Source organism: Streptomyces sp. NPDC049954 (genome assembly GCF_040656295.1).
Lineage (GTDB): Bacteria > Actinomycetota > Actinomycetes > Streptomycetales > Streptomycetaceae > Streptomyces.
The window spans coordinates 102081-122878 of the sequence record NZ_JBFALS010000011.1 but is presented as its reverse complement, the minus strand read 5'-3'; the positions used below and the strand labels follow the sequence as shown (position 1 = coordinate 122878).

20 protein-coding genes are annotated in these 20798 nt (G+C 73.5%); 15 read left to right on the top strand and 5 right to left on the bottom strand.

Translation table 11 applies throughout. The features are described from left to right. Positions 1-189 precede the first annotated feature (189 nt). The 3 genes from AB0J21_RS24855 (at position 190) to AB0J21_RS24845 (ending at position 5311) form a co-directional block, all read left to right on the top strand. A complete protein-coding gene (locus AB0J21_RS24855; protein ID WP_363148299.1) occupies positions 190-2274 on the top strand; it encodes an FAD-dependent oxidoreductase in 2085 nt (694 codons plus the stop codon). A 91-nt stretch (positions 2275-2365) separates the two neighbouring features. Continuing rightward, positions 2366-3616: a beta-ketoacyl-ACP synthase II gene (gene fabF / locus AB0J21_RS24850; RefSeq protein WP_363148298.1), complete on the top strand. Its 1251-nt coding sequence runs from the start codon at positions 2366-2368 to the stop codon at positions 3614-3616. A gap of 27 nt (positions 3617-3643) precedes the next feature. Then, positions 3644-5311, top strand: a complete 1668-nt coding sequence (locus tag AB0J21_RS24845) for an AMP-binding protein (protein WP_363148297.1) — start codon at positions 3644-3646, stop codon at positions 5309-5311. A gap of 41 nt (positions 5312-5352) precedes the next feature. Here AB0J21_RS24845 and AB0J21_RS24840 read toward each other — a convergent pair whose 3' ends face one another. Then, positions 5353-6231, bottom strand: a complete 879-nt coding sequence (locus AB0J21_RS24840) for a DMT family transporter (RefSeq protein WP_363148296.1) — start codon at positions 6229-6231, stop codon at positions 5353-5355. 102 nt (positions 6232-6333) lie between these two features. Between AB0J21_RS24840 and AB0J21_RS24835 the strand changes: the two genes are divergently transcribed. The 3 genes from AB0J21_RS24835 to AB0J21_RS24825 all read left to right on the top strand — a co-directional run bounded on the left by AB0J21_RS24835 (position 6334) and on the right by AB0J21_RS24825 (position 8301). Then, positions 6334-6954, top strand: a complete 621-nt coding sequence (locus tag AB0J21_RS24835) for a histidine phosphatase family protein (protein WP_363148295.1) — start codon at positions 6334-6336, stop codon at positions 6952-6954. Between the two features lie 165 nt (positions 6955-7119). Then, positions 7120-7857 carry an SDR family oxidoreductase gene (locus tag AB0J21_RS24830; RefSeq protein WP_363148294.1) on the top strand — a complete coding sequence of 246 codons (738 nt, stop codon included), beginning with the start codon at positions 7120-7122 and terminating at the stop codon, positions 7855-7857. A 15-nt stretch (positions 7858-7872) separates the two neighbouring features. Then, positions 7873-8301, top strand: coding sequence for a YchJ family metal-binding protein (locus tag AB0J21_RS24825; RefSeq protein WP_363148293.1), 429 nt, complete (start codon positions 7873-7875; stop codon positions 8299-8301). A gap of 13 nt (positions 8302-8314) precedes the next feature. Here the strand turns inward: AB0J21_RS24825 and AB0J21_RS24820 are convergent, their stop codons facing one another. From AB0J21_RS24820 to AB0J21_RS24810, 3 genes are all read right to left on the bottom strand, one after another. Further along, a complete protein-coding gene (locus AB0J21_RS24820; protein WP_363148292.1) occupies positions 8315-8971 on the bottom strand; it encodes a response regulator transcription factor in 657 nt (218 codons plus the stop codon). Further along, positions 8956-10215 (bottom strand): sensor histidine kinase, encoded by a 1260-nt coding sequence (locus tag AB0J21_RS24815; protein ID WP_363148291.1) that lies wholly within the window; start codon positions 10213-10215, stop codon positions 8956-8958. The genes AB0J21_RS24820 and AB0J21_RS24815 overlap by 16 nt, the downstream gene beginning before the upstream one ends. Positions 10216-10385: 170 nt before the next feature. Further along, a complete protein-coding gene (locus tag AB0J21_RS24810) occupies positions 10386-11087 on the bottom strand; it encodes an FCD domain-containing protein (RefSeq protein ID WP_363148290.1) in 702 nt (233 codons plus the stop codon). A 141-nt stretch (positions 11088-11228) separates the two neighbouring features. Between AB0J21_RS24810 and AB0J21_RS24805 the strand changes: the two genes are divergently transcribed. Next, a complete protein-coding gene (locus AB0J21_RS24805) occupies positions 11229-11756 on the top strand; it encodes a gluconokinase (protein ID WP_363148289.1) in 528 nt (175 codons plus the stop codon). A 129-nt stretch (positions 11757-11885) separates the two neighbouring features. Then, a complete protein-coding gene (locus tag AB0J21_RS24800; RefSeq protein ID WP_363148288.1) occupies positions 11886-13280 on the top strand; it encodes a gluconate:H+ symporter in 1395 nt (464 codons plus the stop codon). Between the two features lie 116 nt (positions 13281-13396). On the opposite strand, the gene AB0J21_RS24795 is transcribed toward AB0J21_RS24800, so the two are convergent. Further along, positions 13397-15052, bottom strand: a complete 1656-nt coding sequence (locus tag AB0J21_RS24795; protein ID WP_363148287.1) for an FAD-binding dehydrogenase — start codon at positions 15050-15052, stop codon at positions 13397-13399. A 169-nt stretch (positions 15053-15221) separates the two neighbouring features. Here AB0J21_RS24795 and AB0J21_RS24790 point away from each other — a divergent pair, with 169 nt between their 5' ends. The 7 genes from AB0J21_RS24790 to AB0J21_RS24760 all read left to right on the top strand — a co-directional run bounded on the left by AB0J21_RS24790 (position 15222) and on the right by AB0J21_RS24760 (position 20779). Then, positions 15222-16115: a DMT family transporter gene (locus AB0J21_RS24790; protein WP_363148286.1), complete on the top strand. Its 894-nt coding sequence runs from the start codon at positions 15222-15224 to the stop codon at positions 16113-16115. Positions 16116-16184: 69 nt separating this feature from the next. Then, positions 16185-16751, top strand: coding sequence for an NUDIX domain-containing protein (locus tag AB0J21_RS24785; RefSeq protein WP_363148285.1), 567 nt, complete (start codon positions 16185-16187; stop codon positions 16749-16751). Between the two features lie 115 nt (positions 16752-16866). Then, positions 16867-17211 (top strand): DUF202 domain-containing protein, encoded by a 345-nt coding sequence (locus tag AB0J21_RS24780; RefSeq protein ID WP_363148386.1) that lies wholly within the window; start codon positions 16867-16869, stop codon positions 17209-17211. Further along, positions 17208-17513: a DUF202 domain-containing protein gene (locus tag AB0J21_RS24775; protein ID WP_363148284.1), complete on the top strand. Its 306-nt coding sequence runs from the start codon at positions 17208-17210 to the stop codon at positions 17511-17513. The genes AB0J21_RS24780 and AB0J21_RS24775 overlap by 4 nt, the downstream gene beginning before the upstream one ends. Positions 17514-17517: 4 nt before the next feature. Then, complete coding sequence (locus tag AB0J21_RS24770; RefSeq protein WP_363148283.1) at positions 17518-18381, top strand: aminoglycoside phosphotransferase family protein; 864 nt, start codon at positions 17518-17520, stop codon at positions 18379-18381. A 157-nt stretch (positions 18382-18538) separates the two neighbouring features. Continuing rightward, positions 18539-19561: a phosphotransferase family protein gene (locus AB0J21_RS24765; RefSeq protein ID WP_363148282.1), complete on the top strand. Its 1023-nt coding sequence runs from the start codon at positions 18539-18541 to the stop codon at positions 19559-19561. Between the two features lie 3 nt (positions 19562-19564). Further along, a complete protein-coding gene (locus AB0J21_RS24760) occupies positions 19565-20779 on the top strand; it encodes an acyl-CoA dehydrogenase family protein (protein WP_363148281.1) in 1215 nt (404 codons plus the stop codon). The last annotated feature ends 19 nt before the right edge of the window (positions 20780-20798 follow it).

Genomic DNA, 20798 nt, shown 5'->3' with positions numbered 1-20798 from the left:
CGGCGAGGTGCCGTAGCTGTCGTCGTGCGCCCGCCAGGAATCGCGGGACAGCCCTTAGGGCCTGTCTTCAAACTGGCGCCTGCCGCGCGGCGCCATGCACGCACTGTCGCCGGCCCGCTCCCCGTCCGGCACCGCGGGTTCCTGGCGGGCCATCCCTGATCCCTTCGGACCCGAGGAGAGGACCCGACCGTGTTCGACCACGTCTTCTGCCCCGGCGCGATCGGTGGGCTCGTCCTGCCGCACCGCGTCGTCATGGGCGCCATGCACCTCAACCTCGAAACGCTCGACGACGGCGGCGAGGCGCTGGCCGCGTTCTACGCGGAGCGCGCACGGGGCGGCGCCGCCCTGCTGGTGACCGGCGGGACGGCGGTGAGCGCGGCCGGTGCGGGCGGTCCCTCGTACGGGATCGTGGACGATCCGGGGCACCGGGCGGCGCTGTCGCGTACGGCGGCGGCGGTGCACGAGGCGGGCGGCACGATCGCGCTCCAGCTCTTCCACGCGGGGCGCTACGCCCTGCCGGGGGCGGCGGGCACCGACGGCGGGCCGCCCTTCGCGCCCTCGGCGGTCCACAGCCGGTTCGCGCGGTCGACGCCCAGGGAGCTGACCGCGGGCCAGGTCCGCGCCACCGTCGAGGACTTCGCGCGGGCCGCGTGTGTCGCCCGGGAGCTGGGCTTCGACGCGGTCGAGGTGATGGGCTCCGAAGGCTATCTGATCAACCAGTTCACGGCGCCGCTCACCAACCGGCGTACCGACGAGTGGGGCGGGGACGCCGAGCGGCGGCGCCGTTTCCCGGTCGCGGTGGCCACCGCCGTACGGGAGGCGGTGGGTCCCGGGTTCCCGGTGCTGTTCCGGATGTCGGGTGCCGACCTGGTCGAGGACGGCACCCCCGCGAAGGACACGGCGGCGCTCGCCGTGGCCCTCGCGGAGGCCGGGGTCGACGCCCTCGCGGTGGGGATCGGCTGGCACGAGTCGCCGGTGCCCACGGTGCAGGCGCAGGTGCCGGCCGGGGCCTGGGCCGGGTACGCGAAGGACGTGAAGCGGGCGCTGCGCGCGGCCGGCCACCCCGCGTTGCCGGTGATCGCCTCGAACCGCTTCAACCGGCTCGCGCAGGTCGAGGAGGTGCTGGCGGGCGGCGAGGTCGACTTCGTGGCGCTGGCCCGGCCCTTCCTCGCCGACCCGCAGATCGTGGCGAAGTCCCGGGCGGGGCGCACCGAGGCGGTGGATCTGTGCATCGCGTGCAACGAGGCGTGCATCGACCGGTCCTTCGGCAGTGAGCGGGTGTCCTGCCTGGTCAATCCGCGCAGTGGCCACGAGAGCGAGTTCCCCGCGCTGCTGCCCTCGCCGGTCCGGCGCGGCCGGTACGCGGTGATCGGGGCGGGTCCCGCGGGACTTGAGGCGGCGCGGACCCTGGCGCGCCTGGGCCAGCGGGTCGAGGTGTTCGAGGCGCGGCAGGAGGTGGGCGGGCAGTTCCGGCTGGCCGCGCTGGTACCGGGCAAGGCCGAGTTCGGCGAGACGGTCCGTCACCATGTGCGCGAACTGGCCGAGCTGGGGGTGGAGGTGCGCCTCGGGCACCGGATCGGACACCGGGACGTGCCCTTGCTCCGCTCCCTGGACGGGGTGGTCCTGGCCACCGGGGTGCTCGCGCGGCGGCCCGAGCTGCCGGGGCTCGCGCTGCCGCACGTCCTCGACTACCACCAGGCCTTCGCCGATCCGCAGGCCCTCGGTTCCCGGGTCGCGGTGATCGGCGGGGGCGGCATCGCGGTGGACCTCGCGCATCTGCTGACCGCTCGCCCCGACGCGAAGGCCACCCCGGAGCGGTTCCTGTCCTCGCACCCGCTGACGGCGGGCGGCGGGGTGGCGCTCGCCCCGCCTCCCGCGCGCGGCCCCGTCCGCGAGGTCACCCTCATGCGGCGGGGCGGGCGCGTGGGCCGGGGCATCGGGCCCAGTACCCGCTGGGTCGTGATGGGGGAGCTGCGCGCGGCCGGGGTGCGGCTGCTGACCGGGATCTCGTACGAGGAGATCACCCGCGAAGGGGTCGTGGTGCGCGACGCGGAGGGCGCCGTCGAACTGGTCGCGGCCGACCATGTGGTGCTCGCCTCCGGTCAGGAGCCGGAGCGGGACGTGGCGGAGCTGCTGGAGCGGGCCGGGGTGCCGTTCGAGGCGGCGGGCGGGGCGGCCGGCACCGAGGCGCTCAACGCGGTGCGCGCGACCGCCGAGGGCTTGCGGGCCGCGCACCGGCTGCTCGCGCGGCACCGGGTGCCCGTGGGCGGTTAGCCGTTTCGCGCGCCCGGCCCGGCCTCGCGCGCACGGCAAAGGTTTTCGATCACGCCCCGGGCACCGGTCCGGGGCGAGCAGGAGGAGTTCCGTGCAGAGCAATCAACAAGTCGTGGTGACGGGGTTCGGCGCGCTCACCCCGGTCGGCAACGACCGGGAGAGCACCTGGCAGGCGCTCCTCGCGGGCAGGTCGGGCATCGCCCCGATCTCGCGCTTCGACGCGGTGGGGCTGCCCACCACGATCGCCGGTGAGGTGAAGGGCTTCGATCCGTCGGCGCTGCTGGACCGCAAGCGGGAGCGGCGCTCCGCGCGCTTCTCGCAGCTCGCGGTCGCGGCGGCCAGGGAGGCGGTCGCGGACGCCTCGCTCACGGTCGGCGCGGCCGGGGGCGGCGTGGACGCGGAGCGGGTCGGCGTCGTCCTGAACAACGCGGTCGCCGGGATGGACGGCGTGGAGAGGGCCGTGGACCAGTTGCACGCCGATCCGCGCACCATCTCGCCGTACTTCGTGTCCTCGGTCATCCCGAACATGCCGGCCTGCGAGGTCGCGATCGACCTGGGGGTGCGCGGTCCGGTCACGGCGAGCGCGCTGGCCTGTGCGAGCGGCGTCTACGCCCTGCTGGAGGCGCGCCGGCTGATCCTGTCCGGGGAGGCCGACGTGGTCCTCGCGGGCGGGACGGACTCGGCGATCACCCGGGTCATGTTCCAGGGGCTGTCGAACATGGGCGCCCTCTCGAAGCGCAACGACGACCCGGCGCGGGCCAGCCGCCCCTTCGACGCGGACCGGGACGGCTTCGTGTTCGGCGAGGGCGCCGTCGTCTGCGTCCTGGAGTCCGCAGAGCACGCGGCGGCGCGCGGGGCGCGGGCCTACGCGGAGGTCGCGGGCGGGGCGCTGACCTCGGACGCCTTCCATGTGAGCGCGCCCGATCCGACGGGGGCGGGGGCGGTGTCGGCGATGCGCCGGGCGCTGGTCTCGACGGGTACGGAGGCGAGCGACGTGGACTACATCTGCGCGCACGGCACGAGCACCCGGATCAACGACCTGACGGAGACGAAGGCGATCCGCGAGGTGTACGGGGCGCACGCCTACGACCTCGCGGTGAGTTCGCCGAAGTCGATGGTGGGACACCTCATCGGGGCGGCCGGCGCGCTGTCCGCGATGGTCGCGGCGCTCGCCATCCGGGACGGTGTCGTGCCGCCCACCATCAACCTGGACACCCCGGGCGAGGAGTGCGACCTCGACTACGTGCCGCACACCGCCCGCAAGACCGACGTACGCGCGGCCGCCGTCAACGCCTTCGGCTTCGGCGGGCAGAACTGCGTCGCCGTGCTGAGAGCCGTCTGAGGCCGAAGCCACCATGGAGATACGGATATGAACACCACCCCCGCCTACGACGCCTCCGCCTTCCGGGACGTCTTCGAGCAACGGTTCACGTACTGGGCCGGGTTCGAGCGCAACACGCACCGCTACGCGCGCTCGGTCGCGCTGTCCGACCCGGCCACGGGCCGCAGTTGGACCTACGCCGAACTGGGCGCGGAGGTCGAGCGGCTGGCCGCCGGTCTCGCCGCCTCGGGGGTCGGCCCCGGCGATCTCGTCGCCTACCAGCTGTTCAACGGACCGGAGTTCGCGCTGCTCTACCTCGCCACGCAGCGGCTGGGCGCGGTCGGCTCGCCGGTCAACTTCCGCCTCGCGCCCGGTGAGACGGCGCACGTGCTGGACACCGGCCGGCCCGCGGTCTTCGTGTACGACACCTCGGTCGCCGAGTCGGCGGGGCAGGCGCTGAAGCTCGCGGGGCACGCGCCGAAACTCGTGGTCCACGTGTCCTCGGGGCAGGACGGGGACCATCCGCTCGCCTCCTCGGTGCCTTTCGTGCAGCTCGCCGAGCGGGGTGCGGGGCAGCCGCTGCCGGCCGCCCCCACGGGCGGGATCTACGCGGAGACGACCCGGCTGTACACCTCGGGAACGACGGGGATGCCGAAGGGGGTGCCGCTCAACAACGCGGTCGAGGTGCTGTCGGCACACGACGTGATCATGCACTTCCCGCTGTCGCCGCAGGACCGGACCCTCAACATGTCGCCGTGGTTCCACCGGGGCGGACTGTACTCGGGCGGTCCGAACCCGGTGTTCTACGTGGGCGGCGAGGTGGTGCCGCTGCGGCACTTCGACGCGGACGTGGTGCTGGACCTCGTGCAGGAGCGGCGGATCACCTTCCTGATCGGGGCGCCCACCAACCTGGAGCGGCTGGCCGACGCGCAGGAGCACGCGCCCCGCGACCTGTCCTCGCTGCGCGGCATCGTGACGATGGGCGCCCCGCTGGACCGCGCGGCCTGTCTGCGCTACCAGGAGACGCTGACCCCGGCGATCTTCAACGGCTACGGGACGACGGAGGCGTTCTGGAACACCTTCCTGCGCCCCGCGGACCTGCCGGAGCACGCGGGCAGCGCGGGCCGCGCCTGCACGGACGACGACGTGGCCGTGGTGAAGGTGTACGAGGGGCGGCGCGCGGCGCCCGGGGAGCTGGTGGCGAAGGACGGCCAGGAGGTCGGCGAGGTCATCGTGCGCTCCCCGAAGTCGGGCTACGGCTACGTCGGGCGGCCCGAGGAGCAGGCGGAGAACTTCCGGGACGGCTGGCTCTACATCGGGGACCTGGCGACCTGGGACGCCGACGAGTACGTGACGATCGTGGGCCGGCGGGACGACATGATCCTCTCGGGCGGCGAGAACGTGCACCCGGTGCAGGTCGAGGAGGTGCTCAACGAGCATCCCGGGATCGCCGACTCGGCCGTCGTGGGCGCGCCCGACCCCGAGTGGGGGCAGCTGGTGACCGCGTACGTCGTGCGCAAGGACCCCTCGCTGACGGTCCAGGACTGCGAGAAGCACGCCAGGGCGCATCCGATGCTCGCGGCCTACAAGCGGCCGCGCGCCTACCGGTTCGTGGACGCCCTGCCGGTGACCTCGACCGGCAAGAAGGTGCACTTCCGGCTGCGCGAGCAGGTCGCGGGGGATCTCGCGGACGGCCTGCTGGAGCGAGTCAGGTAGGGCGGGGGCGCGGGTGGGGCGGGGCTGCCGCGAGGCGGGCCCTACGTCGCCCGCGTCCTCTTCTTCGGCGGTGGGCTGCCCGCCGCGAGCGGGGAGCGGGCGAGTTCGACGACTCCGGCGGCGATCAGCGCGACGGAGAGCAGTTCGGGGACCAGCCACCAGCCGGTGCGCAGGTGTTCGTCGAAGAGGAAGACCCCGTAGGCGATGCTGATGAGCGCGTCGCCGAGGGTCAGCATCGGCTGGGAGGCTGCGAGCGAGCCGGCCTGGAGCGCGTTCTGCAACAGGAACAGCGCGCCGACGCCGGCCACCGCCGTCCCGTACAGCTGCCAGGACGCGAACAGGGCGCCGATCCCGCCGCCGTCCTCCAGCCGGGCGAGGGCGTCCTTCATGAGGGCGGCGGTCAGGGCGTAGGCGCACGCCGCGGCGAGGCCGAGCAGGGCGGCCCGGAGATTGCCGCGGATACCGAGGGACAGGAAGATCAGCACCGCCTCGAACACGGCCGTGGCGATCAGGGCGGGCACCCACACGAGGCCGTGGACCTGTTCGGTGCCGCCGGAGGGCGCGGCGCTGCCCATGCCGAGCGCGAGCCCCGCGGTGACCGCGGCGGCCCCGGCCCAGATCTTCACCGGGAGCCCGACCCGGAACATGTGCGCGGCCAGCAGCAGCGTCGCGGGCAGTTCGACGACGAAGATCGGCTGGACGACGGCGATGGGGCCGGTGGCGAGGGCGACGGCCTGGCACACGGCGGCGACCAGCACCATGCCGATTCCCGCGAGCCACACCTTCTGCCGCAGGAGTTTCCCGATGAGCGACAGCCGCAGAGCGTCACTGTCGGGCACGGTCGCGGCGGCCCGTCGTTGCAGGACGGAGGCGGATCCGTTGCTGACGGCGGTGAGTACGGCGAACAGGACACTGATCACCCGACCATCATGCGGGTGGAGTGTCCGGGAGGCCGCCGGTGGGGCCCCGCGTGGCAGGGTGGAGGTGCGGGCGTGCGGCCCGCGACCTGTGAGGAGACGGTGATGGGTGAGCTGATTCTGGTGCGGCACGGCGAGACGAGCTGGAGCCGGACCATGAAGCACACCAGCTGGACGGAGCTGCCGCTGACGTCGGTGGGTGAGGAGCAGGCGCAGGCCGTCGCTCCCCTGCTGGCCTCGCGGCGCGTGTCGCTGACGGTGACGAGTCCGATGAAGCGGGCGGCGCGGACGGCGGAGCTGGCGGGGCTGAGCCCCACCTTCACCGACCCGGATCTGGTCGAGTGGGACTACGGGGCGTACGAGGGGATCACGACGGTGGAGATCCACCAGCAGCGGCCGGATTGGGACCTGTGGCACGACGGGGTGGCCCAGGGCTCGCCGGAGCATCCGGGCGAGTCCCCGCAGCAGGTCAGCGACCGGGCCGACCGCGTCCTCGCGAAGGTGGACCGGGCGCTGCGCGACGCCGACCTCGACGGGCGCGGCGGCGACGTGGTCCTGGTCGGGCACGCGCACTTCCTGCGGGCCCTCACTGCGCGTCGGCTCGGTCTGGACGTGGCCTCGGGCGCGCTGTTCCGGCTGGACACCGGTTCGGTGAGCCGGCTGGGGACGGAACACGGACGGCCGGTCGTCTCGGCGTGGAACGTGACGACGCCGGAACGGTGGTGAGCGCCGGCCCCGAGCGGTGGGCGGCGAGGGCCCGGCAGCAGCCGCTACGGGGCACGCCGGGACAGACCGTACCGATACGGGGCTGAGCGTCTAGCGTGGCCGGGGAAGGGGCCCGCGCGGCCGAAGGCCGTTCGGGGGCCCGCAGCACGGCGAAGGAGTTCGGACATGAAGATCGCGGTCGTCGGCGGTACCGGTCTGATCGGCACGAAGGTCGTCGCCCATCTGCGGGCGGGCGGTCACGACGCGGTGGCGCTGGCGCGGGCCACGGGTACCGACGTCCTGACGGGCGCGGGGCTGCTGCCCGATCTGGAGGGCGCCGACGTGTGCGTCAACCTGACGAACTCGCCGACCTTCGACGCGGCCTCCGTGGAGTTCTTCCGCACGTCCATGGGGCATGTCCTGGACGCGGGCCTGGAGGCCGGGGTGCGCCACCAGCTGGTCCTGTCGATCGTCGGCGTGGACCAGGTCCCCGGCCTGGACTACTACCGGGCGAAGACCGTGCAGGAGCAGGTCCTCAAGCAGGGGCCCACGCCCTGGTCGATCGTGCGGGCGACGCAGTTCTTCGAGTTCGTGGAGAGCGTCATGTCGTACACGACCGAGGGCGAGGTCGTGCGTCTGCCCTCCACCCCGCTCCAGCCGATCGCGGCCGCCGACGTGGTCGACGCGCTTGTGGAGACGGCCCTGGGCGGCCCCACCCGGTCCACTCTCGATGTCGCGGGCCCCGAGGTGTTCCCGCTGGACGAGCTGGGGCGCTTCACGCTCGCGGCCAGGCCGGACGGCCGCACGGTGGTCACCGACGACGGGGCGGGCCTGTTCTCCGCCGTTCCCGGCGCGGTGCTGACCGCGGGCCCGGACGCGCGCATCGCGCCGACCAGGTACGGCGACTGGCTCAGGAACGCCTGACGGCACAATGGGCCCATGGCCCGTCGCAGAACCCCCCGCCCCCTTCCCGCTCCCGCCGCGCCCTCCGCGTGCCCGTGCGGGGCGCCCGACGCCCCGTACGCCGGACACTGCGGCCGGTTCCACTCCGGGCAGGCCGCCGCGCCGACCGCCGAGGCCCTGATGCGCTCGCGCTACAGCGCCTTCGCGGTGCGCGACGAGGCGTACCTGCTGCGCACCTGGCATCCCGGCACGCGCCCCGCCCGGGTGGACACCGGCCAGGGCACCCGCTGGACGGGGCTGGAGATCGAGGGGACGGAGCGCGGGAGCGCCTTCCACCAGGACGGCACCGTGACCTACCGGGCCCACTACCTCGACGGCCGGGAGCCGGGCACGCTGCACGAGCGCAGCCGGTTCACGCGGGTGGACGGCGACTGGGTGTACGTGGACGGGGAGTTCCTGGGCTGAGAGCGTCCGGCGCTCAGGCCGCGTTCAGGTAGGCGAGGACGGCGAGGACGCGGCGGTTGGTGTCGTCGTGGTCGGTGATGCCGAGTTTGCCGAACATCGAGGTCGTGTACTTGCCGACGGTGGACTCGCTGAGGAAGAGGCGCCGGCCGATGGCCTGGTTGGACAGTCCCTCCGCCATGAGGCCGAGCACCGCGTGTTCGCGTTCGGTGAGCCGTCCGAGGCCCGCGCCTCGCTGCGGGGGCCCGCCGCTGGTGAGCAGTTTCGCGATGACGGCCGGGTCCATGGCGGTTCCGCCCCCGGCCACCCGCTCCAGCGCGTCGAAGAACTGGTCGCCGTCGAACACGCTCTCCTTGAGGAGGTAGCCGACGCCGCCCGTCCCGTCGGCGAGGAGTTCGCGGGCGTAGAGCTGTTCGACGTGCTGGGACAGGATCAGGACCGGCAGTCCCGGCTGTGCCCGGCGGGCGGCGAGCGCCGCGCGCAGGCCCTCGTCCGACTGGCCGGGCGGCATCCGCACGTCGACCACGGAGACGTCCGGACGGTGTGTCAGCAGCGCGTCGAGCGTCTCGGGCCCGGTGCCGGCCGTCGCGACCACCTCGTGGCCGTACGCCTGGAGCAGGCGCACCATGCCCTCGCGCAGGAGATAGAGGTCCTCGGCTACGACGACACGCACGGCAGCACCATTCTCACGAGGGTCGGACCACCTTCCGGGCTGGTGATCTCCACGGTCCCGTCGAAGACCGCGAGGCGGCGGCGCAGCCCCGCGAGCCCGCCGTCGGGACGCTCGGCGGCGCCGCCCCGGCCGTCGTCCCCGACCTCCACGACGATATCGGTGTCCTCAACAGCCAGCCGGACGAGGGCTCCTGTGGCGCGGGCGTGCTTGGCTGCGTTGGTCAGGAGTTCGGCGACCGCGAAGTACAGGGCGGACTCGACCGGCGGGTCCAGCGCCGGCACCCCCTCGGCGCGGACGGCGACGTCGAGCGGGCTGTCCAGGGCGAGCGCGCGCACGGCGTCGACGAGTCCGCGTTCGTTCAGCACCGACGGGCTGATCCCGGCCACCAGTTCCCGCAGCTCGGTCAGCGAGCCGGCGGCCCCGGCCCGCGCCTGACGCATCAGGGCCCTGGCCTGTTCGGGGTCGCTCTCCATGAGTTTCTCGGCGATCGCCAGGGACAGGCCGAGGCCGACCAGCCGGGCCTGCGCCCCGTCGTGCAGATCGCGTTCGATCCGGCGGATCTCGGCGGCCTGCGCGGCGGTCGAGTCGGCGCGCTGGGCGGTGAGTTCACCGACCCGGTCGGCGAGCAGCATGGCGGGCGAGGGGCGCAGGAAGCGGACGGCCACCGGCTTCAGACAGCGCCAGGCGTACGGTGCCGTGGCGATCGCCACCAGGAGAGCGAGCACCCCCGACAGGCGCCAGAGCGGGGAGCTCCGGGCGAGGGCGAGGACCGCCCCGGCGAGCGAGGCGGGCGGGAGGGCCGCGACCGGGCCCGCGGTGAGCGGCAGGATCACGGTGAAGCGCAGATCGCGCGGCACCGCGGGGTCGCGCCACCGCACCCGCCACTTCTGGTCCATGAGGGCGTCGCGCCTGCTGCGTTCGTAGCCGAAGCCGTTCCACCAGTACCCGGTGGACATCCGGGTGACCGGACCGGCCTCCCGGTGGCCGGGCGCGAGGGCAGTACCCGTCCATCCGCTGACGAGCCGTCGGACGGTCCGGCACACCGGGCGGGAGAGGGCGAGCGTGCCGGTGCACACGAGCACGAGCGGCGCGAGCCACGACCACGGGTTCGCCGCGCCCCACCACACGCCCAGCGCCACGGCGGCGGCCCACACGGCCGGGACCGGCAAGCTCACGGCCACCACCGCACAGGCCCGGAGGAACCCCCGGGGGACACCGGTCGCCCACGACACCGGCTGACGCATGACCACTCCTTCTCGCTCCGGCCCACTCCGAGCTGCCGGGGACCGCCTGTGCGGACCGGTACGGCTCGGTGGGTCCACAGTGCACCCGGCGGCGGTCCACTGCGGCCGGATCGGCCGGGGAGTGGGGCTGGGCCCACCGCTCGTGCGGCCAGGCACACCGGGCGTGGTGTTCAGGGGGCCAGGATGTCGAGTTCGTGCAGGGCGCCCACGGTGATCTCCCGGGTCAGCGCCTCGGCCCGTGCCTCGTCCCGCATCCGGACCGCCTCGGCGACCTGGACGTGCAGGGTGACGGCGGGCGGATCGGGGTCCAGGAACATCACCTGGTGCTCGGTGCGGCCGGTGAGGATCTCCGCGACCACGTCGCCCAGGCGCGCGAACATCTCGTTGCCCGAGGCGCTCAGCACGATGCGGTGGAAGGCGACGTCGTGCACGAGGTACGCCTCCAGCTGCTGCCCGCGCGAGGTGGCGACCATGCCGAGCGCGGCCTCGGTGAGCCGCGCGCACTGCTCCGCGGTGGCCCGGCGCGCCGTGAGCCCGGCGGCGACCGGTTCGACGGCCGAGCGCAGGACGGTCAGCGAGCGCAGTTGCCGCGAGCGGTCGGTTCCGGCCAGGCGCCAGCGGATGACCTGGGGGTCGTAGAGGTTCCACTCCTCGCTCGCGCGCACCGTCACGCCGACCCTGCGGCGGGATTCCACGAGGTGCATGGACTCCAGGACGCGGACGGCCTCGCGGATCACGGAGCGGGACACCTCGAAGCGCTGGGCCAGTTCATCGGTGCGCAGAACGCTCCCCGGTGGGTAGGCGCCACAGGTGATGGCAGGCCCGAGGCTGTCGAGAACGCGGGCGTGCAGGCCCCCACCCTGAGTGGTCATGGCGTCAGGGTACGGTGCGGTCTGCATCTGCGAAAGATACGACTTTTACGTCACACTCCCTTGAATAAGTCTGACGTAATGAGTTTCAGTGGCGTGACAAACCGATGTCGACGAAGACAGCGAAAAGACAGCGAGGCAGAGATGAGAACCCCCCATGTCGTCGTGGTCATGGGTGTGGCCGGTACCGGCAAGACCACCATCGGCCCGCTCCTGGCGGAACGGCTCGGCGTTCCCTACGCCGAGGGCGACGACTTTCATCCCCCGGCCAACATCGCCAAGATGAGCGCCGGGACCCCGCTGGAGGACGCCGACCGGTGGCCGTGGCTGGACGCCATCGGCCGCTGGGCGCACAGCCGGGCGGGGCTCGGCGGCGTCGTCAGCTCCTCCGCGCTCAAGCGCTCCTACCGGGACCGGCTGCGCGCCGAGGCCCCCGGGGCCGTCTTCGTCCACCTCACCGGGGACCGCGCCCTCATCGAGAGCCGCATGTCCCACCGGCAGGGCCACTTCATGCCGGCCAAGCTGCTCGACTCGCAGTTCGCGACGCTCCAGCCGCTGGGCCCCGACGAGCTCGGGGTCGAGGTCGACGTGAGCGGTGGCCCGGAGGAGATCGCGGACCGCGCGCTGGAAGCGCTGCGTGCCCTGCCCTCCCCCGAGGCGAGCGCCCCGTAGCCGAGCGGCGCCACGGCCCGCGCTCAGCGGGCCGCCGCGCCCCGGCCCCCGTGCCCCGGGACGGCTCTCCCCCCAAGGGCCGTCCGCTCCCCCACTCCCCCTTCTCCACCCCACCCTTAGGAAGAGACCGTGACCAGTCTCAGCGTCGAGTTGCTGGCAGCGGACCCCGAGCCGATCACCTCGGCGGGCAACGCACAGCTCGGCATAGCCGTCGTCCTCGGCATAGCCGTCATCGTCGTCCTCATCGCGAAGTTCAAGCTTCACGCGTTCCTGTCCCTGACGATCGGCGCACTCGTGCTGGGCGCCGTCGCGGGCGCCCCGCTCGACAAGACCATCACGAGCTTCACCACGGGGCTCGGCTCCACGGTGGCGAGCACGGGTGTGCTCATCGCGCTCGGCTCGATCCTCGGCAAGCTGCTCGCCGACTCGGGCGGCGCCGACCGGATCGTCGACACCATCCTCGCGAAGGCGAGCGGCAAGGCCATGCCCTGGGCGATGGTCCTGATCGCCGCCGTGATCGGGCTGCCGATCTTCTTCGAGGTCGGCATCGTGCTGCTGATCCCGGTCGTGCTGATGGTCGCCAAGCGCGGCAACTACTCCCTCATGCGCATCGGCATCCCGGCGCTGGCCGGTCTGTCCGTCATGCACGGCCTGATCCCCCCGCACCCCGGCCCGCTGGTCGCGGTGGACGCGCTGGACGCGAACCTCGGCATCACCCTGGCCCTCGGCATCGTCGTCGCGATCCCCTCGGTGATCGTGGCCGGCCCGCTGTTCTCGCGGTACGCGGCCCGCTGGGTCGACGTGCGGGCGCCCGAGAAGATGACGCCGCAGCGCGCGAGTGACGACCTGGAGAAGACCCCCGGTTTCCTCGCGACCGTCTCGACGCTGCTGCTGCCGGTCGTCCTGATGCTCGTGAAGGCGCTCGTCGACATCATCGTCGACGACCCGGCCGACCTCACCCAGCGCGTGTTCGACGTCATCGGCAATCCGATGTTCGCCCTGCTGGTCGCCGTGCTCGTGGGCCTGTTCACGCTGGGCCGCGCGGCCGGCTTCACCCGGGACCGCATCAACACGACCGTCGAGACCTCGCTCGCCCCGATCGCGGGCGTGCTGCTCATCGTGGCCGCAGGCGGCGGTTTCAAGCAGGTCCTGGTGGACGGGGGCGTCGGCGACATGATCCTCGACATCTCGAAGAACTGGTCGGTCCCGGCGCTGCTGCTGGCCTGGCTGATCGCCGTGATCATCCGCCTGGCGACCGGTTCTGCGACCGTCGCGACGGTGTCCGCCGCCGGTCTCGCCTCGGGGCTCGCCGACGGCATGTCGACCTCGCACACCGCGCTCATGGTGCTCGCGATCGGCGCCGGCTCGCTGTTCTTCAGCCACGTCAACGACGCGGGCTTCTGGCTGGTCAAGGGCTACTTCGGACTCGATGTCGGGCAGACCGTCAAGACCTGGTCGTTCATGGAGACGATCCTGTCCGTCATGGGCATCGTGATGGTCCTGCTCCTGTCGCTGGTCGTCTAGCGACACGGACCCCGCGCACGGACGGCGGCGCCTCCCGGACTCCCGGGGGCGCCGCCGTCCGTGCGTGGGGCTCTGCGTGGGGCTCAGCGGGCGCCTCGGCCGCCGCGACGCGGGGCTCAGCCGAGCGCCTCGGCCGCCGCTCGCCCGGCCGTACGCCCGGAGAACAGGCAGCCGCCGAGGAAGGTCCCCTCCAGGGAGCGGTAGCCGTGGACGCCGCCGCCGCCGAAACCGGCCGCCTCCCCGGCCGCGTAGACCCCGGGCAGGGGCTCGCCCGACTCGGTCAGCACCCGCGCGGACAGGTCCGTCTCCAGTCCGCCGAGGGACTTGCGGGTCAGGATGTTGAGCCGGACCGCGACGAGCGGGCCCGCCTTCGGGTCGAGGATCCGGTGCGGGGCCGCCGCGCGGACGATCCGGTCGCCGAGGAACTTGCGGGCCCCCCGGATCGCGGTGATCTGGAGGTCCTTGGTGAAGGGGTTGGCCACCTCCCGGTCGCGTTCGACCAGGACCCGGCGCAGGGCCTCCTCCTCGATGAGGGGCTGGTCGGTGAGCGCGTTCATACCGCGTACGAGGGCGCCCAGCTCCTTCTCCACGACGAAGTCGGCGCCCCGCTCCATGAAGGCCCGCACCGGCCCGGGCACCTCGGAACGGGCCCGGTCGATCACCCCGCGCACCGACTTGCCCGTGAGGTCGGGGTTCTGCTCGGAGCCGGAGAGGGTGAACTCCTTGCCGATGATCCGCTGGTTCAGCACGAACCAGGTGTACGGGTACCCGGTGCGCGTGATGTGTTCGAGGGTGCCGAGCGTGTCGAAGCCGGGGAACAGGGGGACGGGCAGCCGCTTGCCCTCGGCGTCCAGCCACAGCGAGGAGGGCCCGGGCAGGATGCGGATGCCGTGCCGGTTCCAGATCGGGTTCCAGTTCTCGATGCCCTCGGTGTAGTGCCACATCCGGTCGCCGTTGACGAGGCGGCCGCCCGCGTCCTGGGCGACCTGGAGCATGTGGCCGTCCACGTGCGCGGGCACCCCGGACAGCAGCTTCGCGGGCGGCTCGCCCAGCCGCTTCGGCCAGTACCGCCGGACGAGGTCGTGGTTGCCGCCGATGCCGCCCGAGGTCACGATCACCGCCTGGGCGCGCAGTGCGAAGGTGCCGGTCACGGTCCGGCTGCTGGCCGCCCCGCGCGCGACCCCGGAGGCTTCGAGGATCTCCCCGCTCACCGTGTCCACGGCGCCGGCGCTGCGCGTCAGGCCGGTGACCCGGTGCCGGAAGCGGAAGGTGACCAGGCCCCGTTCCGCGGCGGCCCGCACGCGGCGCTCGAAGGGGGCGAGCAGTCCGGGTCCGGTGCCCCAGGTGATGTGGAAGCGCGGGACGGAGTTGCCGTGTCCGCCCGCGTCGTAGCCGCCCCGTTCGGCCCAGCCCACGACGGGGAAGAAGCGGACGCCCTGCCGGTGCAGCCAGGCACGTTTCTCACCGGCCGCGAAGTCGACGTACGCCTCGGCCCAGCGGCGCGGCCAGTAGTCCTCCGCACGGTCGAAACCGGCGGTGCCCATCCAGTCCTGGAGCGCGAGGGCGTGGCTGTCCCTGATGCGCAGCCGTCGCTGTTCGGGCGAGTCCACGAAGAAGAGTCCGCCGAAGGACCAGTGGGCCTGGCCGCCCAGGGCCTGTTCCGGCTCCTGGTCCAGCAGGATCACCCGGCGACCGGCGTCCGCCAGCTCGGCGGTGGCCGCGAGCCCGGCGAGCCCCGCGCCGATCACGATGACGTCTGCGTCGTAGGCCATGGACTCACGTTCCTGTCAGGAATCGAACGGGTTACCGGTGCGTCAGATCTTGGGCACCCGGCGATGCCGCGTCAACCTGCCGATGGCGGGTAGTCGGAGGGCAGGCGGGTCGCCGGGACGATATCGTCTGCCCAGTAGCCGCCCCCCGCCAGGTCTTGAGGTGCGCTCCGTGTCGGTACTGGTTGTCGTCCTGGCCGTGACCGCGGCGTTCTGCCTCGGCACGGGCTTCGTCTTCCAGCAGAACGCCGCGCGCCACGCCCCGCTCAACGACTTCCTCTCGCCGCGCATCCTGCTGGACCTGATGCGCAAACCGCGCTGGCTGGCCGGGCTCGGGCTGATGGTCGTCGGCATGGTGCTCAGCGCGCTGGCCCTGGGCGACGGCGAGATCTCCCTCGTGGAGCCGCTGCTCGCGACGAACCTGCTGTTCGCGATGGCCCTGTCGCGCTGGCAGACCGGTCAGCCGCTCGGCCGGCAGGGCTGGGGCGGCCTCGCGCTGCTGACCGGCGGGGTGACCGCGTTCATCCTCGCGGGGCAGGCGCGCGGCGGGGACGCGATCACCGATCCGCTGCGCCGCTGGCTCATCATCGGCATCATGCTGGGCCTCGCCCTGCTGCTCGCCGCGTTCGCGAGCCGCTCCCGGCTCACGGCGGCCCCCGCCCTGCTGGCCACGGGCGCGGGTCTCCTCTACGGCGTGCAGGACGCGCTGACCCGGGTCAGCGGCGAGTACTTCGGCTCGGGCGGCTGGGGGGCGCTGCTGAGCACCTGGGAGCCGTACGTGGTGCTGGTACTCGGGGTCTCCGGGCTGATCCTCGTGCAGAGCGCCTTCGAGGCGGGCCCGCTGCGCAACTCCCTGCCGGCCCTGTCCGCGACCCAGCCGCTGGCCGGGATCGTGTGCGGGGTCGGTTTCCTCGGCGACCAACTGCGCATGGACACGGGCGCCCTGGCCTGGCAGGCCGTCGGGCTCGCCGCGATCGTCCTGGGCATCGTCCTGCTGGGCCGGCACCCCGCGATGCCCTCGGGCTCCTCCCCGCCGCACGCCAGGAAGGACCTGCGGGCGGGCTGAGACCCGACACCGCGCCGCCCGGCCCACCGGGCTCCGGGCAGCGGGGAGGGGCGGTGATTGGATGACGGCATGACTGCGAACCCCGCTGACGAACTGCTCGACATCGTCGACGACCGGGACCGGGTGGTGGCACAGGCCCGCCGCGGTGAGGCGTACGCGCGCGGGCTGCGGCACCGCTGCGCCTTCGTCCAGGTCCGGGACGGGGAGGGCCGGCTGTTCGTGCACCGCCGCACCCCGGTCAAGCTCGCGTACCCCTCGATGTACGACATGTTCGTCGGCGGCGTGGTCGGGGCCGGGGAGAGCTACGACGAGGCGGCGCTGCGCGAGGCCGAGGAGGAACTGGGCGTGTCCGGTCTCGACCGGCCCGTGCCCCTGTTCCGCTTCCTGTACGAGGAGCCGGCCGCGCCCGGCGAGCGGCCCGCGCGGTCCTGGTGGTCGGCGGTGTACGAGGTGCGCTGCACCCGGCCCGTGCGGCCGCAGCCGGAGGAGATCGACTGGTACGACTTCCTGCCCGAGGCCGAGGTGGACGGACTGCTCGGCTCCTGGGACTGGGTGCCGGACGGCCTCGCCGCCTACCACCGGCTGCGCGCGCACCGCGAGGCGGCGGCCGGGGAAGGCGGACACGGTGCCGTCTGAGCCCGGGGGCGGGGCGCAGCCGGGAGACGGAGCGCAGCCGGGAGACGGGGCCGCCTCCGCCGCGCGGGCGCAGTCCCCCGGCCGGTCGCTCGCCCGCTGGTTCGCCCCGGCGCGGATCGCCGAGGAGGGCGACACCCCGGACTACCGCTTCTCGCTGGCCAACGAGCGCACCTTCCTGGCCTGGGTGCGCACGGCGCTCGCGCTGATCGGCGGGGGCTTCGCCGTCGACCAGTTCCTGCCGGACCTGCGGTGGGCCTGGCGGGCGGGGCTCGCGCTCGCGCTCATCGCGAGCGGGGTGCTGTGCGCGCTGCGCGCCGTCAACCACTGGGTGCGCTGCGAGCGGGCGATGCGGCGCGGCGAGGACCTTCCGGTGACGCGGTTCCCGGTGCTGCTGAGCCTCGTGGTGGCCGCCGTCGCGGTCGCCATGGTGGTGATCGTGCTGTTCGGCTGGGCGGGATGAGCGGCCCGGCCGGGGTCCGCGACCCGGGCCTTCAGCCGGAGCGCACCCGGCTGGCCTGGCGCCGCACGAGCCTGTCCTGTTCGGTCGCGGCCGTGCTCGCGCTCAAGTCGGCGCTCGCCGGGGGCGGATCGTACGCGGCGGGCGGCTGCGCGCTGGCCTGGCTGGGTTTCCTCGCACTCGCCCAGTACCGGGCGCGGGCCCTCACGGCGCGCCGCCCGTCGGCCCTGACCGCCGTGAGCGCGGCGGTGTGCGTGGGGTGCGTCCTCGCTATGGCGCTGTGCGCCGCCGCCGTGATCCTCTGATCCCGTGACGGTACTGACCCGGAGATCCGCGCCGCGCTGGCACACGCACGAACTGAGACTCGGACAGGAGGAGGTCGGCAAACGCTATCGGCATCCGCACCCGGGCGGCCCGGAGCGGGAGTGGCGGGCCCTGCGCCTGCTGGAGCGGCACGCGCCCGGACTCGCTCCGCGCCCGCTGCGCTTCGACCCGGACGACCCCGACCCGTTCCTCGTGATGAGCAGGGTCCCCGGCGCCCCGCTGCGGGGTACCCGGGTGGGGCCGCGGCAGACGGCGGCGCTCGCCGAGTCGGTGACCCGGCTGCTGGGCTGCGTACCCGAGCGGGCCGTCATCGCGCTTCCCGAGCGGCGTTCGGCGCGCACCGAGGTCACCGCGCGCATTCACCAGTGGCACGCGCGGCGCCCGGCCGCCCTGCGCGAACCGGAGGTCGCCGAGGTGCTCGCGGAGGGGATGCGCTGGCTGGAGCGGCCGTGGCCGGACCTCGCGGAACAGGCGGGTCTGCGGCCGGTCCTCGGGCAGGGTGACGGGAACCTCGCGAACTTCCTGTGGGACGGCGAGCGGGTGCGGATCGTCGACTTCGAGGAGTCGGGGCGCAGCGACCTGGCCTACGAACTCGCCGAGATCACCGAGCACGTCGGCTCCTGGGTGGAGCGGGACACGGAATTCGACGCGGAGGCGTTCTGCTCGCTGGTCGCGCTGGACCGGGGGGAGCGGCTTCGGCTGCTGGAGTGCCGCAGGCTCGTCGCGCTGGTGTGGCTGCTGCTGCTCGCGCAGGACGATCCGAAACGGCCCAGGAATCCGCAGGGCGCGGTGCGCGCGCAGGCCGGCCGGCTCGGCGCGCTGCTGGGCCGCCCGGCCGACGGGAGCTGAGCGGCGGGCCGGGCGGGGAGCCGGGCGCGGCCACCGGGCGTGGGGCGTTTCACGGCCCGGTCCCGTGCGGCCCCCTGGACGACATACCGACTGGTCGGCATGATGCTCTTGCGGGCCCGTACGCGCACGGGCGCCGCGCCGATCGAGGGAGTCGCGCATGAGTGGGGAGCATCCGCCGGGACTGGACCCGGTGCGTCTGCGGGAGCATCTGGACCGGGAGCGCCCCGGTCTGGTGGCCGGGCCGCTGTCGGCCCGGCTCATCGAGGGCGGCCGGTCCAACCTGACGTACGCGGTGACGGACGGCACCGGCCGCTGGGTGGTGCGCAGACCGCCGCTGGGGCACGTCCTGGCGACCGCCCACGACATGCTCCGCGAGCACCGGGTGATGACGGCGCTCGCGGAGACGGCCGTGCCGGTGCCGGGCACGGTCCTGCTGTGCGAGGACACCGAGGTGCTGGGCGCCCCCTTCTACGTCATGGACTTCGTGGACGGGACGCCGTTGCGCACCGCCGAACAGCTCGCCTCGCTCGGCCCCGAACGCACCCGGGCCACCGTCCTCTCGCTCGTCGACACGCTCGTGGACCTGCACGCGGTGGACCCGCGGGCCGCGAGCCTCGGGGACTTCGGGCGGCCGGAGGGTTTCCTGGAGCGGCAGTTGCGCCGCTGGGGCAAGCAGCTCGACGCCTCCCGCAGCCGGGTGCTGGCCGGCGTCGACGCGCTCCAGGAGGGGCTGGCCGCACGGCTGCCCGCCTCCCCCGCGCCCACCGTCGTGCACGGCGACTTCCGTCTCGACAACGCGCTGGTCGGCGAGGACGGCGCGATCACGGCCGTACTGGACTGGGAGATGTCGACGCTCGGCGACCCGCTGACCGACCTCGGGCTGCTGTCGATGTACAGCGTCCCGCTGGAACTGCCCGGTTCGCCGATCAGCACGAGCGCGGCGGCCCCCGGGCACCCCTCGCCCGCCGAGCTGATCGAGCGGTACGCGGCACGTTCGGGCCGCGACGTGTCGGCGGTGTCCTGGTACACGGCCTTCGCGTGGTTCAAGCTCGCCGTGATCCTGGAGGGCATCCACTACCGGTACACCCTCGGGCAGACCGTCGGCGCGGGCTTCGACCGCATGGGGGACCTCGTTCCCGTCTTCGTCGAGCACGGCCTTGCGACCCTGAAGGAGGGCTGACCCATGGATTTCGCCTTCGACGCGCGCACCGAGGAGCTGCGCGCGAGGCTGCTCGCCTTCATGGACGAGCAGGTGTACCCCGCGGAGCAGGTCGAGCCGGGGCAGCGCGCGGCCCTCGACTCGCCGTGGCGGACCCCCGCGATCGTCGACGAGCTGAAGGCCGAGGCGCGCCGGCGGGGGCTGTGGAACCTGTTCCTGCCGGACGCCCGGTACGGGGCGGGGCTGAGCAACCTCCAGTACGCGCCGCTCGCCGAGATCACCGGCCGCAGCCCGCATCTCGCGCCGATCGCGACGAACTGCGCGGCCCCGGACACCGGGAACATGGAGTTGCTCGCGCAGTTCGGTGACGAGCGGCAGCGCGAGCGCTGGCTGGAGCCGCTGCTCGCGGGCGAGATCCGCTCGGCCTTCGCGATGACGGAGCCCGACGTGGCCTCCTCGGACGCGACGAACATCGAGACGCGCATCGAGCGGGACGGCGACGACTACGTCGTGACGGGCCGCAAGTGGTACATCTCCGGGGCGATGAACCCGGACTGCGCGGTCTTCATCGTGATGGGCAAGACCGACCCCGCGGGCGCCGACCCGCGCCGCCAGCAGTCGATGGTGCTCGTGCCGCGCGAGGCCCCCGGTGTCGAGGTGCGGCGGGCGATGCGGGTGTACGGCTTCGAGGACCACACGCACGGCGGGCACGCCGAGGTCGTCTTCGACCACGTGCGGGTCCCGGTCTCGCACCTCGTGGGCGAGGAGGGCGGCGGTTTCGCCATCGCGCAGGCCCGGCTGGGCCCGGGCCGCATCCACCACTGCATGCGGCTGATCGGCATGGCGGAGCGGGCGATCGAGCTGATGGCGCGGCGCGCCGTCTCGCGTACGGCCTTCGGCAGACCGCTCGGTCAGCAGGGCGTCGTCCAGGAGTGGATCGCGGACTCCCGGGTGGCGGTGGAGCAGTTGCGGCTGCTCGTGCTGAAGACCGCGTGGCTCATGGACACGGTCGGCAACAAGGGCGCGCACACCGAGATCCAGGCCATCAAGATCGCGACGCCGCGCACGGTCGTGGACATCCTCGACAAGGCGGTGCAGCTGCACGGCGCGGGCGGGGTCAGTCAGGACTTCCCGCTCGCCGAACTGTGGGCGGCGGCGCGCACGCTGCGGCTCGCGGACGGCCCCGACGAGGTGCACCAGCGCTCGCTGGCCCGGCGGGAACTGAAGAAGTACCTGTGACTGCGCCGCACATGGGGGC

Bases quoted from the DNA above. Each gene is read 5' to 3' on its own strand.
- AB0J21_RS24805 (WP_363148289.1), top strand. From the start codon at position 11,229: ATGAGAACCCCCCATGTCGTCGTGGTCATGGGTGTGGCCGGTACCGGC.
- AB0J21_RS24825 (WP_363148293.1), top strand. From the start codon at position 7,873: ATGGCCCGTCGCAGAACCCCCCGCCCCCTTCCCGCTCCCGCCGCGCCC.
- AB0J21_RS24815 (WP_363148291.1), bottom strand. From the start codon at position 10,215: ATGCGTCAGCCGGTGTCGTGGGCGACCGGTGTCCCCCGGGGGTTCCTC.
- AB0J21_RS24760 (WP_363148281.1), top strand. From the start codon at position 19,565: ATGGATTTCGCCTTCGACGCGCGCACCGAGGAGCTGCGCGCGAGGCTG.
- AB0J21_RS24810 (WP_363148290.1), bottom strand. From the start codon at position 11,087: ATGACCACTCAGGGTGGGGGCCTGCACGCCCGCGTTCTCGACAGCCTC.
- AB0J21_RS24795 (WP_363148287.1), bottom strand. From the start codon at position 15,052: ATGGCCTACGACGCAGACGTCATCGTGATCGGCGCGGGGCTCGCCGGG.
- AB0J21_RS24765 (WP_363148282.1), top strand. From the start codon at position 18,539: ATGAGTGGGGAGCATCCGCCGGGACTGGACCCGGTGCGTCTGCGGGAG.
- AB0J21_RS24775 (WP_363148284.1), top strand. From the start codon at position 17,208: ATGAGCGGCCCGGCCGGGGTCCGCGACCCGGGCCTTCAGCCGGAGCGC.
- AB0J21_RS24845 (WP_363148297.1), top strand. From the start codon at position 3,644: ATGAACACCACCCCCGCCTACGACGCCTCCGCCTTCCGGGACGTCTTC.
- AB0J21_RS24785 (WP_363148285.1), top strand. From the start codon at position 16,185: ATGACTGCGAACCCCGCTGACGAACTGCTCGACATCGTCGACGACCGG.
- AB0J21_RS24830 (WP_363148294.1), top strand. From the start codon at position 7,120: ATGAAGATCGCGGTCGTCGGCGGTACCGGTCTGATCGGCACGAAGGTC.
- AB0J21_RS24835 (WP_363148295.1), top strand. From the start codon at position 6,334: ATGGGTGAGCTGATTCTGGTGCGGCACGGCGAGACGAGCTGGAGCCGG.